The following is a 12,206-nucleotide window of genomic DNA, read 5'->3' as shown; positions in this document are numbered from 1 at the left end:
TGGCTTTTAACACACTGTTGAGTTCTCAAGAAACGGACGCGTACTTCCTCACCAGAACCCGTTCCCGGATCCCCGCTCAGAGGCGTTCATTTCGTGTTCTCAATCTTAGCAGGCCCGCCGATTTCGTGTCAAATCCGGAGACTTGAACAAACCGGACCAAACCTGTCTAGGATTGGATGCCCCGCTTCCGAGGCAACCCTCGTAACTTACCGTGTCATCCGGCACTTGTCGAATCAACCGATTATTCGGCGTGCTTCGGGCGCCAGGGGACAACCCATGCCAAAGCGCGTTGAAGCGCCTCGACCGAGGTGGCTTGTCATCTCAAGGGGCTTGTCCTGGGGCCCGTCCGCCTGATCGGCGTCCGGCTCGCTCCCGGGACGAAGTGAAAGATTAGGTCGCGATCCACGACACGTCAAATCGACGAACGGGAGCATGGCGGAACGCGGGATGAGTGTGCTCGTCACCGCGTGCTGCGCGAGCCCACCGTCGGCGAAGGCGGGCTCGCGGCGGGGTGGGTGGCGATTGGCGGTGAGAGGGAGTGATCAGCGGGTTCGAAAGGGATTGGGGAAGGCCGGCACGGGGTGAGAGTGGGGTCGGCTCGAGGTGGCGGAGGCAGTGGGGTGGGGTGGCTCGTTCGGGCTCTGCGGGCAGGGAGCGGGAGCGACTGCAGTACTTGCTGCTCTGAGGTGCGGGGTTGTGTTCTGTGGCCGGTGCTCCAGCGCGTTCGCGACGAAGGCAGTGACTGGCGTCTGGGGGCGGTGGTGAGGTCAGGTCGCTCGGACGGTTGTCGGGTTCAGAGTGCAGGGCGGGGGTTCGGAGGGGCGCGTATTCTGCCCCGGTGACCACTGCCGCCACAATTGCCCCCTCGGTTCGACCTGCGACCCGTCTGCGTTCCTCTGCCCCTTGGTGGATGGCTTTGGTCGCGGGGGCGGTGGCGTTCTCGGGGACGGGGGCGGCCACCCTGAACGGTGACGAGCTGGCCACCATCAGCGCGGCTTCCCGGTCACTGGCGGGGTTGTGGGAGTTGGCCCGGAACATCGACGGGCACTTCCTGCCGTACTACCTGTTCATGCACTTCTGGATCAAGGCCGGCATGGCTGAGCTGTGGTTGCGGCTGCCGTCGGCGGTGGCGATCGGGGTGGCGGCCTGGTTCCTCGCCGACCTCGGAAGGCGGCTGCACAGTGTGCGGGCGGGCGTGATCGGGGCGGCGCTGTTCGCGATCCTGCCGTCCGTCTCCTATTACGGGGCTTTCGCCAGGTCCTACGCGTTCGCGGCGGCCGCGGTGGTGTTCTCGTTCTGGGCGCTGCGCCGGGCGGTGGAGCGGCCGAGCGGGCGGCGGTGGGTGACGTACGGGGTGGCGGTGGCGCTGGTGTGCTGCACGCATCTGTTCGCGGTGCTGGCACTGCCCGCGCACCTCGCACTGGCGCGGCGTGGGGTCCTGGTGCGGATGGCGGTGGCGCTGGGGATCGGAGGTCTGCCCGCGGTCGTGTTGGGACTGGTCGGGTTCGGGGAGCGGCACGCGATCAGCTGGATCCCGCAGCGGGGGCCGGAGGTTTGGCTCAAGTTCCCGAAGATGGCGGCGGGCTCGACCGGGGCCGGGGTGCTGCTGTTCGCGGTCGCGCTGGCCGGTGCGGTGGTGCTCTGGAAGTCGACGGCGGGCCGTGATCAGGTGCGCGAGGACGGGATCCGGTCGGCGGGGGCTCGTCAGGCTTGGGGACAGGGTGACGGTTCCGCGGGGGCTGAGCGGGTGCGGGGGGAAGGTGGCGGTTTCGCGGGGCTTGATCCGGTGGCCGGGGAAGGTGGTCGGTGGGCTGTTGCGGGGGTGGGGTGGCTGGTGTTGCCGCCGCTGCTGCTGCTCGCGGTCTCGCAGCTGGTGACGCCGGCGTACGTGGACCGGTACCTGTTCGTGACGGCACCGGCGCTCGCGCTGCTGGCGGGGGTGGCCGTGGCGGGGGTGCCGCGGTTCCCGGTGTCGGCGGGGATGGCCCTCGTGCTGGTGGGGGGTGTGCTCGCGGCTTCCGAGCATGTGACGGTACGCGAGGAGAACGGGCGGTTCGAGAACATCCCGTGGGCGTTGCGAGTGGTCAAGGCGGAGCCGGAGGACGCGATCGTGTACGGGCAGAGCCAGCTCCGGGCCGGGTTCGACTACTACGCGGACGCGGCGATGCCGGACGACGTACTGAAGACAGGGGACGTGCCGGACGCCGACGGGTTCGGCTACCCCGAAAGGTCGGAGGTCGCGGCGGCGTTGAAGGGGCGCGACCGGGTCTGGGTGGTGTGGCGGGGCACCAAGCAGGCGGGGTTGCAGGGCAACTCCGTGCCGCGGGTGGCGCAGGTGAGGCAGGCGGGGTTCGAGCCCGTGTCGGTCAAGCACTCGGCGGATCTGCCGGGGCTGACGGTGGCCCTGTTCGAACGGAAGCCAGAACGGAAACCAGCACGGACGCCGACGCGGACGCCCACACGGACGTCAGCGCGGAAATAGAACGGACGGGCCTCCGGGGGCGTCGCCTCGCATGCGGCAGCGGGCCTCCCGGGGGGCCGCCTCGCCATGGACAGCGGGCCCCGCAAGACCCGCCCGGCCGTACGAAGGCGGGCCCCGCAGGGCCCGCCTCGCCGGTGGGGATCAGCCGACCTCGACGCCGCCGATCGACTTCTTGCCGCGGCGCAGGACCATGAACCGGCCCGCCAGCAGGTCGGACGCCTCGGGCACGTACGCCTCGTCGGTGATCTTGACGTTGTTCAGGTAGGCGCCGCCCTCCTTGACCGCGCGCCTGGCCGCCGACTTCGACTCGACCAGCCCGCTGTCGGCCAGCAGGTCGACGAAGGACGCCCCGAGCTCGGCGACGGTGGCCTTGGGGACCTCCGCGAGGGCGGCCTCCAGCGTGGCGCCGGGCAGGTCCTCCAGCGACCCCTGTCCGAACAGCGCCTTCGACGCGGCCATGACCGCTTCCAGCTCGGCGCGGCCGTGGAGCAGCTCGGTGAGGTCTTCGGCCAGCGTGCGCTGGGCCTCGCGGGCGAAGGGACGCTCGGCGACCGCCTTCTCCAGCTCTTCGATCTCCTCGCGGCTGCGGAACGTGAACACCTTCAGGTAGTGGATCACGTCCCGGTCGTCGGAGTTGAGGAAGTACTGGTAGAAGGCGTAGGGGGAGGTCATCTCGGGGTCGAGCCAGAGCGCGCCGCCCGCCGTCTTGCCGAACTTGGTGCCGTCGGCCTTGGTGATCAGCGGCTGGGTCAGGACGTGCACGTGGCCGCCCTCGATGCGGCGGATCAGGTCGGCGCCCGCCGTGATGTTGCCCCACTGGTCGCTGCCGCCGATCTGCAGGGTGCAGTTGTAGCGGCGGAACAGCTCCAGGTAGTCGTTGGACTGCAGGATCTGGTAGCTGAACTCGGTGTAGCTGAGCCCCTCCCCCGCGAGCCTGGCCGAGACCGACTCCCTGGCGAGCATGCGGTTGACCGGGAAGTGCTTGCCGATGTCGCGCAGGAAGTCGATGGCGCTGAGCTCACCGGTCCAGTCGAGGTTGCTGACCAGGCGGGCCGGGTTGGACTCCGCGTCGAAGTCGAGGAACTTGCCGACCTGGCCGCGCAGGCGCTCCACCCACTCGGCGACGATCTCGCTGGAGTTGAGCGAGCGCTCGGTGTTGCGGCCGCTCGGGTCGCCGATCAGGCCGGTGGCGCCGCCGACCAGGCCGATCGGGTTGTGCCCGGCGAGCTGCAGGCGGCGCAGCGTGAGCAGCGGCACGAAGTGGCCGATGTGCAGGGACGGCGCTGTGGGGTCGAAACCGGAATAGACCGTGATCGGTGCCTTGGCCATGGACGCGCGCAGGGCGTCGAGGTCGGTGGACTGGGCGATCAATCCTCGCCACGCGAGGTCGTCGATGATGTCGGTCACGGTGATGTGGCTTCCCTGAGTCGGAGTCGGTGCCTTTAGCCTGCCCGATCGGTGTGCTGGCGCGCCACTTGGATACGCTCGGTGTCCATGTGGAGGGTCCGTCGCGAGCTGGCCGTTTTCAAGATCTTAGGGGCTCTGGCGTGCGCCGGGCTCGCCGTCTTCTGGTGGGTGGCCGGGGACGTGCGCGGGGTGATCCTGGCGGTGCCGGCGGCCGTGCTGGTGGGCGGGATGGGGCTGCGCGACGTGCTGGTGCCGGTGCGGCTGTCGGCCGACGCGAACGGGATCACGGTGGTGCACGGGTTCGCCGGCCGGCGGCACGTGCCGTGGGCGGCGATCGAGGACGTCACGGTGGACGTGCGCAGGCGGTTCGGGCTGCGCAGCGAGATGCTGGAGATCGACACCGGCGACCACCTGCACGTCTTCAGCGCTCACGAGCTGGGCGTCTCCCCCACGGAGGTGGCCGCGGAGCTGCGCCGGCGCGGCACGTGAGCCCGGTACGGCGAGACGGTAGGGTCGCCGTCGATCCAGAACCGCCACGGGGTCTCCTTGGCGGTCGAGACGCCGGTGCGCGGGCCTGACCTGATCGTGCCGGGGTCGGCGGGCCGGCCTTCGAGCACGGCGGCCGACCCGTGGGGCAGGCCAGTGAGCCAGGTCGCGTGCTCCGGCCCGTGACCAAAACGCCCGGAGTGCCCGGTGAGGGGATCGAGGGCGGCGGGTGCGCCTTCCCAGATCGCGTCGAGGCCGTTGTGCTCGCGCAGCAGGCCCAGCGCGACGGCCAGCCGGGCGGGGCCGCGGGCGAGGTCACGGTCCGGGACCCGCCCGCCCCGGCCGCCGGTGGGGGTGCGGCGGGTGCGGGCCTCGTTCAGGCCGGCGACGATCTCGCCGGCGCGGACCAGCACGGCCGAGCCGTGGCCCTCGGGCAGGCAGACGAGGTTCGCGCAGAAGTGCATGCCGTAGGTGAAGTACACGTACAGGTGGCCGGGCGGGCCGAACATGACGGCGTTGCGGGGGGTTCTGCCGCGGTAGGTGTGGGCCGCCGGGTCCTCGCCGGGGCCGCCGTACGCCTCGACCTCGGTGAGCCGGACGGCGACCGGGCCGTGCACGAGGACGCGTCCGAGCAGGTCGGGCGCGACCTCGTGCGAAGGCCGGTCGAAGAAACTCCGCGGCAGCGGCGCGGCGCTCAGTTGCCCGAGGCCCATGCCGCCTGCGCGTCGACCGCCTCGCGCAGGGCGACGAGCTGGTCGCGTACGCGGTCGGGCGCGGTGCCGCCGTGGGCCTTGCGGGCCGCCAGCGCGCCGGGCACGTTGAGCACGTCGCGGACGTCGGGCGTCAGGTGCGGCGAGACCTTGGCCAGCTCGTCGTCGCTCAGGTCGCCGAGGTCCTTGTCGTTGACCTGGCACCAGACCACCAGGTGGCCGACGGCCTCGTGCGCGTCGCGGAACGGCACGCCGCGCCGCACCAGCAGCTCGGCCAGGTCGGTGGCCAGGGCGAAGCCGTCGGGGGCCGAGGCCTCCATGCGGGCGGTGTTGACGCGCATGGTCGCGACCAGCCCGGCCATCGCGGGCAGGACGAGCAGCAGCGTGTCGACCGAGTCGAACACCGGCTCCTTGTCCTCCTGCAGGTCGCGGTTGTAGGTCAGCGGCAGGCCCTTGAGCGTGGTGAGCATCGACATGAGGTTGCCGATCAGGCGGCCGGACTTGCCGCGGGCCAGCTCGGCGACGTCGGGGTTCTTCTTCTGGGGCATGATCGACGAGCCGGTGGAGTAGGCGTCGTCCATCTCGATCCAGCGGAACTCCTGCGAGGCCCACAGGACGATCTCCTCGCCCAGCCGCGACAGGTGCACGCCGATCATCGCCGCGTCGAACAGGAACTCGGCGGCGAAGTCGCGGTCGGCGACGGCGTCCATGGAGTTGGGCGCGGCGGCGGAGAAGCCGAGCTCCTCGGCCACGGCCTGCGGGTCGAGCGGCAGCGAGGAGCCCGCCAGGGCGCCGGAGCCGAGCGGGGAGACCGCGGCGCGCTTGTCCCAGTCGGTGAGGCGGTCGATGTCGCGGGTGAAGGCGTGGACGTGGGCCAGGAGCTGGTGGCCGAAGGAGACGGGCTGGGCGTGCTGCAGGTGCGTCATGCCCGGCGCGGCGGTCTCGGCGTGCTGCTCGGCCTGGGCCATCAGCGCGGTCTCCAGCTCGACCAGGCGGGAGACGATGCTGCGCACGTGGTCGCGGAGGTAGAGGCGCAGGTCGGTGGCGATCTGGTCGTTGCGGCTGCGACCCGCGCGCAGCTTGCCGCCGAGCGAGCCGAGCCGCTCCAGCAGGCCGCGCTCCAGCGCGGTGTGCACGTCCTCGTCGGCCACGGTCGGGCGGAACTCGCCCGCCTTGCAGGCGGCCTCCAGGTCGTCGAGCGCGCCGATCATGCGCTCGAGCTCCTCGTCGCTCAGCAGCCCCGCCCTGTGCAGCACGCGGGCGTGCGCCCTGGACGCCGCCAGGTCGTACGGCACCAGCCGCCAGTCGAAGTGCACGCTCACCGACAGCCGGGCCAGCGCGTCGGACGGACCGCTCTCGAAGCGCCCGCCCCACAGCCGCATCGGCTTGCCATCACTCACCGTCATCTCCTCCATTTCCCACGCGACCATAGTGCAACTCAGCCCTTCTTTGCGTCAGGGGCGGCCGCGATCCCGGCGACCGGTTCAGCCACGCCGGTCCGCCACGCGCAGCAGCGCCTCGGCGACGGCCTGGCCGCCCGCCGGATCCCGGCTGATGACGAGGATCGTGTCGTCGCCCGCCACGGTGCCGAGGATCGACTCCCAGTCGGCGTGGTCGATGGCGGAGGCGAGGAACTGGGCGGCGCCCGGCGGGGTGCGGACCATGACCAGGTTGGCCGAGGCCTCGGCGGCCACCAGCAGCTCCTCGGCGATGCGGTGCAGCCGCGCCGCCGGGGTCTCGCCGCCGCCGCCGGTCCTGGTGAGCGGGATGCGGTCGCCGCCCTCGCCGGGCAGCGCGTACACCAGGGAGCCGTCGTCGGCGCGCAGCTTGAGCGCGCCGAGCTCGTCCAGGTCGCGGGAGAGGGTGGCCTGGGTGACCTCGACGCCGCTCTCGGCCAGCAGCTTGGCCAGCTCCGGCTGGGAGCGCACGGCCTTGCGCTGCAGCAGGTCGGTGATCTTCGCCTGCCGCGCGGCCTTGGTCATCGGGATGGTCATCCGCGGGTCACCAGCCAGTGGAGCAGGGCCTTCTGGGCGTGCAGCCGGTTCTCCGCCTGGTCCCACACGACGCTGGCCGGCCCGTCGAGGACGTCGGCGGTGATCTCCTTGCCGCGGTAGGCGGGCAGGCAGTGCAGGACGATCGCCTCGGGCGCGGCGTGCTCCAGCAGCCCGGCGTTCACCTGGTACGGCGCGAACGCCGCCGCCCGCTCCTGCTCGCCGCTCTGCCCCATGGACACCCACGTGTCGGTGGCGATCACGTGCGTGCCCTGGACGGCGGCGGCCGGGTCGGTCAGCGCGACCACCGATCCGCCGGTCCTGGCCGCGACGGCGGCGGCCTGGCCGAGGATCACGGCGTCGGGCTGGTAGCCGGCCGGGGCGGCGATCCGGACGTGCATGCCGGCCGTGGCGCCGCCTAGCAGGTAGGAGTGGGCCATGTTGTTGGCGCCGTCGCCGACGTAGGTCAGCGTCAGCCCGGCCGTGCCGCCCAGCCGCTCGCGGACGGTCTGCAGGTCGGCGAGGATCTGGCAGGGGTGGAAGTCGTCGGTGAGCGCGTTGACGACGGGCACCGCCGAGGCGGCGGCCATCTCCTCGACGAGTCGCTGCCCGGTGGTGCGCCACACGATGGCGGCCACCTGGCGGTCGAGCACGCGGGCGATGTCGGCGGTCGGCTCGCCCCTGCCCATCAGCACCGCGACGTTGTCCACGACGAGCGGCAGGCCGCCGAGCTCGCCGATGCCGGTGTGGAAGGAGACGCGGGTGCGGGCCGAGGGTTTGTCGAACAGGACGGCGACGGTCTTCGGGCCCTCGAACGGCCGGTAGCCGAACCGGTCCTTCTTCATCGCGGCGGCCAGGTCGAGGACCTCCGCCTGCTCCTCCGGCGTCAGGTCGTCATCCCTCAGGAAGTGCCTGGTCACGCCGACGCCTCCTCAAGGATCGCGGGGAACGCCTCGACGAAGGCGGTCACCTCCTCGTGGGTGACCACGAGCGGCGGCGCGAGGCGGACCGCGTCCGGCTGGAGGGCGTTGACCAGGAAGCCCGCCTCGGCGGCGGCCTGCTGCACCCGCGCGGACCGCTCCTCCTTCAGGACGGCGGCCAGCCACAGCCCGCGCCCGCGCACGCCCTTCAGCAGCGGGTGGCGGAGGGCCTCCAGGCCGCCGCGCAGCCCGGCGGCGACCGACGTGACGTGGTCGAGGTCGAGGTTGTCCAGCACAGCCAGCGCCGCGGCGCACGAGACGGGGTTGCCGCCGAACGTCGAGCCGTGGTCGCCCTTGTCGAACAGCCGGCCGGCCTCGCCGAACCCGACGCACGCGCCGATCGGCAGGCCGCCGCCGAGGCCCTTGGCCAGGGTCAGGATGTCGGGGGTGACGCCGTCGGCCTGGTGGGCGAACCAGTGGCCGGTACGGCCGATCGCCGACTGGATCTCGTCGGCGACCAGCAGCGCGCCGGTGGCGTCGCAGATCTCGCGGGCGGCCTCGAAGTAGCCCTCGGGCGGCGGGACGACGCCGGCCTCGCCCTGCGTCGGCTCCAGGAACACCGCGATGCAGTCGCCGGTCACCGCCTCCTTGAGCGCGTCGGCGTCGCCGTAGGGGACGAAGCGCACGTCGACGGGGAACGGGCCGAACTGGTCGCGGATGGCCTTCTTGCCGGTCAGCGACAGGGCGCCGATGGTCCGGCCGTGGAAGCCGTTCTCGGCGGCCACGAAGTAGGAGCGGCCCTCGCGCTTGCCGTACTTGAGGGCGAGCTTGTAGGCGGCCTCGTTGGCCTCGGTGCCGGAGTTGGCGAAGAAGATCCGGGCGGGCGCGTCGAGCAGGCCGAGCAGCCGCTCGGCGAGCAGCACCTCGGGCTCGTGCAGGAACAGGTTGCTGGTGTGGGCGAGCGTGGCGACCTGCTTGGAGACGGCCTCGACCAGGGCGGGGTGGGCGTGGCCGAGCGAGCTGACCGCGATGCCGCCGATGAAGTCGAGGTACTCCTTGCCGTCGACGTCCCAGACGCGGGTGCCCTCGCCGCGGGCCAGGGCGATCGGGGGAACGCCGTAGTTGGGCATGAACGCCTGCTCGAACCGCTCGTGGAGGCTCATGAGGGCATCACCATGGTTCCGATTCCTTCGTTGGTGAAGATTTCCAGCAGCATCGAGTGGGGCACGCGGCCGTCGAGGACGTGCGCCTGGGGCACTCCCCCGCGCACGGCGGTCAGGCACGCCTCCATCTTGGGGACCATGCCGCTGGACAGCGTGGGCAGCAGCTTCTCCAGCTCGTCGGCGTCGAGCTGGTCGATCACGTCGGTGTCGTCGGGCCAGTTGGCGTACAGGCCCTCGACGTCGGTGAGGACGATCAGCTTCTGCGCGCCGAGCGCCACGGCCAGCGCGGCGGCCGCGGTGTCCGCGTTCACGTTGTAGATCTCTCCGTCGACGCCGGCGGCGACGCTGGAGACGACCGGGATGCGGCCGTCGTCGATCAGCGCGCGCACCGCGCCGGGATCGACCTTGACGATCTCGCCGACCTGGCCGATGTCCACCGGCTCGCCGTCGACAAGCGCGGGCTTGCGCTCGGCGGTGAACAGGCAGGCGTCCTCGCCGGACATGCCGACGGCGAACGGGCCGTGCCGGTTGACCAGGCCGACGATGTCGCGGCCCACCTGCCCGACCAGGACCATCCTGACGACCTGCATGGCCTCGGGCGTGGTGACGCGCAGGCCGGCGGTGAAGGTGGACTCGATGCCGTGTCTGTCGAGGGCGCTGCTGATCTGCGGGCCGCCGCCGTGGACGACGACCGGGCGCAGGCCGGCGTGGTGCAGGAACACGACGTCCTCGGCGAAGCCCTCCTTGAGGGACTCCTCGGTCATGGCGTTGCCGCCGTACTTGATGACGACGGTCGCGCCGTGGAAGCGGGTCAGCCAGGGCAGCGCCTCGATCAGCGCCTCGGCCTTGGTGGCCGCGGTGACGGCCCTCACGAGGAGTACGCCGAGTTCTCGTGGACGTACTCGGCGGTCAGGTCCGTGGTGTGGATCGTGGCGCTGTGGCGGCCGGCCGACAGGTCGATGGTGATCGTCACGTCCCGGGGGCGCATGTCGACCTTGGAGCGGTCGTCGCCGACGGAGCCGTCGCGGCAGATCCAGATGCCGTTGATGGCGACGTTGACGCGGTCGGGCTCGAAGGCGGCCTTCGTCGTGCCGACGGCGGCCAGGACGCGGCCCCAGTTGGGGTCCTCGCCGTGGATGGCGCACTTGAGCAGGTTGGACCGGGCGACGGTGCGGCCCACCTCGACGGCGTCGTCCTCGGAGGCGGCGCCGACGACCTCGACGGCGATCGCCTTGGAGGCGCCCTCGGCGTCCACGAGCAGCTGCCTGGCCAGGTCGGCGCAGACCTCCTGCACCTTCTGCCCGAACTCGGCCAGGTCGGGCCTGACCCCGGCGGCGCCGCTGGCCAGCAGCAGCACGGTGTCGTTGGTGGACATGCAGCCGTCGGAGTCGAGCCGGTCGAAGGTCGTCGCCGTGGCGGCGCGCAACGCCGTGTCGAGCTCCTCGCTGGTCAGGTCGGCGTCGGTGGTGATCACGCAGAGCATGGTGGCCAGGGCGGGGGCGAGCATGCCGGCGCCCTTGGCCATGCCGCCGACCATGTAGCCGTCGGCCCGCTTGAAGGAGATCTTGGAGACGGTGTCGGTGGTGCGGATGGCGTCGGCGGCGGCCAGGCCGCCGTCGCGGGAGAGCTGGCCCGCGGCGGTCTGGACGCCGGTCAGCAGGGCCTCCATGGGCAGCCGCTCGCCGATCAGGCCGGTGGAGCAGACCGCGATCTCGCCGGCGCTGTCGCCGATGACCTCGGCGACCTTCTCGGCGGTGGCGTGGGTGTCCTGGAAGCCCTCGGGGCCGGTGCAGGCGTTGGCGCCGCCGGAGTTGAGCACCACCGCGCGCAGCCGCCCGCCCGCCAGGACCTGCTGCGACCAGAGCACGGGAGCGGCCTTGACGCGGTTGGCGGTGAAGACGCCCGCGGCGGCGCGGCTGGGCCCGTCGTTGACGACGAGGGCCAGGTCGCGGGCGTCGCCGGACTTGATGCCGGCGGCGATGCCCGCGGCCCGGAAGCCCAGTGGGGCGGTGACACTCATGGAGCAACTCCTGTCAGGGGAAGGCCGAGCTCTTCCGGCAGGCCGAGGGCGAGGTTGACGCTCTGGACGGCGCCTCCGGCCGTGCCCTTGGTGAGGTTGTCGATGGCGATGACGGCGACCACGCGGCCGGCGCGCTCGTCGAGCGTCACCTGGAGGGCGGCGGTGTTGGCGCCGTACGTCATGGAGGTGGCCGGCCAGACGCCCTCGGGCAGGAGCCGGACGAACGGCTCGGCCTTGAGCGCGACCTCGTAGGCGGTGCGCAGCGACTCGCGGGTGAGGCCGGGGGCGGCGGGGGCGGTGCAGGTGGCCAGGATGCCGCGGCTCATGGGGGCCAGGGTGGGGGTGAAGGAGACGCGTACGGGGGCGCCGGCGACGGCGGACAGCCCCTGCTCCATCTCGGGGGTGTGGCGGTGGACGCCGCCCACGCCGTACGCGCTGACCGACCCCATGACCTCGCTGCCCAGCAGGTGGGCCTTGGCCGCCTTGCCCGCGCCGCTGGTGCCGCTGGCGGCCACCACGACGACGTCGGGACCGGCCAGGCCCGCGGCGAAGGCGGGCCACAGGGCCAGCAGCACCGAGGTCGGGTAGCAGCCGGGGACGGCGACGCGCCGGGCCGTGCGCAGCACCTCGCGCCGGCCGGGCAGCTCGGGCAGGCCGTAGGGCCAGGTGCCGGCGTGGTCGCCGCCGTAGAACTCCTGCCAGGCCGCGGGGTCGGCGAGCCGGTGGTCGGCGCCGCAGTCGACCACGATCGTGTCCTCGCCGAGCTCGGCGGCGACGGCGGCCGAGTGGCCGTGCGGCAGCGCGAGGAAGACCACGTCGTGCCCGGCGAGCACGCCCGGCGTGGTCTCCTCCAGGACGCGGTCGGCGAGCTGCGGCAGGTGCGGCTGGTGGGCGCCGAGCAGGCTGCCGGCGTTGGAGGCCGCGGTGAGCGCGCCGATCTCGAACTCGGGATGGCCGAGCAGGAGGCGGAGCAGCTCACCTCCGGCGTAGCCGCTGGCTCCCGCGATCGCTGCTCTCATCCGGCCCT

General features: G+C 72.2%; 11 protein-coding genes. 2 read left to right on the top strand and 9 right to left on the bottom strand.

The features are described 5' to 3' along the window. The first annotated feature begins 910 nt into the window (after positions 1–910). Positions 911–2,482 (top strand): glycosyltransferase family 39 protein, encoded by a 1,572-nt coding sequence (locus AB0C33_RS10895; RefSeq protein WP_358285911.1) that lies wholly within the window; start codon positions 911–913, stop codon positions 2,480–2,482. A gap of 141 nt (positions 2,483–2,623) precedes the next feature. On the opposite strand, the gene tyrS is transcribed toward AB0C33_RS10895, so the two are convergent. Then, positions 2,624–3,889, bottom strand: coding sequence for a tyrosine--tRNA ligase (gene tyrS, locus AB0C33_RS10890; protein WP_358285908.1), 1,266 nt, complete (start codon positions 3,887–3,889; stop codon positions 2,624–2,626). A gap of 87 nt (positions 3,890–3,976) precedes the next feature. On the opposite strand from tyrS, the gene AB0C33_RS10885 reads away from it, so the two are divergent. Next, positions 3,977–4,378, top strand: coding sequence for a PH domain-containing protein (locus AB0C33_RS10885; RefSeq protein ID WP_358285905.1), 402 nt, complete (start codon positions 3,977–3,979; stop codon positions 4,376–4,378). On the opposite strand, the gene AB0C33_RS10880 is transcribed toward AB0C33_RS10885, so the two are convergent. The 8 genes from AB0C33_RS10880 to argC form a co-directional block, all read right to left on the bottom strand. Next, complete coding sequence (locus tag AB0C33_RS10880) at positions 4,318–5,088, bottom strand: DNA-3-methyladenine glycosylase (protein WP_358285902.1); 771 nt, start codon at positions 5,086–5,088, stop codon at positions 4,318–4,320. The genes AB0C33_RS10885 and AB0C33_RS10880 overlap by 61 nt on opposite strands. Next, positions 5,070–6,491 (bottom strand): argininosuccinate lyase, encoded by a 1,422-nt coding sequence (argH, locus tag AB0C33_RS10875; RefSeq protein WP_358285899.1) that lies wholly within the window; start codon positions 6,489–6,491, stop codon positions 5,070–5,072. The genes AB0C33_RS10880 and argH overlap by 19 nt, the downstream gene beginning before the upstream one ends. A gap of 78 nt (positions 6,492–6,569) precedes the next feature. Next, positions 6,570–7,079 (bottom strand): arginine repressor, encoded by a 510-nt coding sequence (locus tag AB0C33_RS10870; RefSeq protein WP_352330310.1) that lies wholly within the window; start codon positions 7,077–7,079, stop codon positions 6,570–6,572. Then, complete coding sequence (argF, locus tag AB0C33_RS10865) at positions 7,076–7,996, bottom strand: ornithine carbamoyltransferase (protein WP_358285895.1); 921 nt, start codon at positions 7,994–7,996, stop codon at positions 7,076–7,078. Before argF ends, AB0C33_RS10870 begins: the two co-directional genes overlap by 4 nt. Beyond that, complete coding sequence (locus tag AB0C33_RS10860; RefSeq protein WP_358285892.1) at positions 7,993–9,159, bottom strand: acetylornithine transaminase; 1,167 nt, start codon at positions 9,157–9,159, stop codon at positions 7,993–7,995. The genes argF and AB0C33_RS10860 overlap by 4 nt, the downstream gene beginning before the upstream one ends. Further along, complete coding sequence (gene argB, locus AB0C33_RS10855; RefSeq protein WP_358285889.1) at positions 9,156–10,031, bottom strand: acetylglutamate kinase; 876 nt, start codon at positions 10,029–10,031, stop codon at positions 9,156–9,158. Before argB ends, AB0C33_RS10860 begins: the two co-directional genes overlap by 4 nt. Continuing rightward, on the bottom strand, positions 10,028–11,179 hold the full coding sequence (gene argJ / locus AB0C33_RS10850; protein WP_352364964.1) for a bifunctional glutamate N-acetyltransferase/amino-acid acetyltransferase ArgJ: 1,152 nt from the start codon (positions 11,177–11,179) through the stop codon (positions 10,028–10,030). The genes argB and argJ overlap by 4 nt, the downstream gene beginning before the upstream one ends. After that, positions 11,176–12,198, bottom strand: coding sequence for an N-acetyl-gamma-glutamyl-phosphate reductase (gene argC, locus AB0C33_RS10845; RefSeq protein ID WP_358285886.1), 1,023 nt, complete (start codon positions 12,196–12,198; stop codon positions 11,176–11,178). Before argC ends, argJ begins: the two co-directional genes overlap by 4 nt. Between the last annotated feature and the right edge of the window lie 8 nt (positions 12,199–12,206).

This window comes from Nonomuraea sp. NPDC048881 (genome assembly GCF_040649795.1).
Taxonomy (GTDB): domain Bacteria; phylum Actinomycetota; class Actinomycetes; order Streptosporangiales; family Streptosporangiaceae; genus Nonomuraea.
The sequence above is the reverse complement of the archived record's forward strand: the minus strand, read 5'-3'. Positions and strand labels throughout refer to the sequence as shown.

Excerpts from the sequence above, each read along its gene's own strand:
- AB0C33_RS10870 (WP_352330310.1), bottom strand. The coding sequence starts at position 7,079 with ATGACCATCCCGATGACCAAGGCCGCGCGGCAGGCGAAGATCACCGAC.
- AB0C33_RS10860 (WP_358285892.1), bottom strand. The coding sequence starts at position 9,159 with ATGAGCCTCCACGAGCGGTTCGAGCAGGCGTTCATGCCCAACTACGGC.
- argH (WP_358285899.1), bottom strand. The coding sequence starts at position 6,491 with ATGACGGTGAGTGATGGCAAGCCGATGCGGCTGTGGGGCGGGCGCTTC.
- AB0C33_RS10880 (WP_358285902.1), bottom strand. The coding sequence starts at position 5,088 with ATGGGCCTCGGGCAACTGAGCGCCGCGCCGCTGCCGCGGAGTTTCTTC.
- AB0C33_RS10895 (WP_358285911.1), top strand. The coding sequence starts at position 911 with ATGGCTTTGGTCGCGGGGGCGGTGGCGTTCTCGGGGACGGGGGCGGCC.
- argC (WP_358285886.1), bottom strand. The coding sequence starts at position 12,198 with ATGAGAGCAGCGATCGCGGGAGCCAGCGGCTACGCCGGAGGTGAGCTG.
- AB0C33_RS10885 (WP_358285905.1), top strand. The coding sequence starts at position 3,977 with ATGTGGAGGGTCCGTCGCGAGCTGGCCGTTTTCAAGATCTTAGGGGCT.
- argJ (WP_352364964.1), bottom strand. The coding sequence starts at position 11,179 with ATGAGTGTCACCGCCCCACTGGGCTTCCGGGCCGCGGGCATCGCCGCC.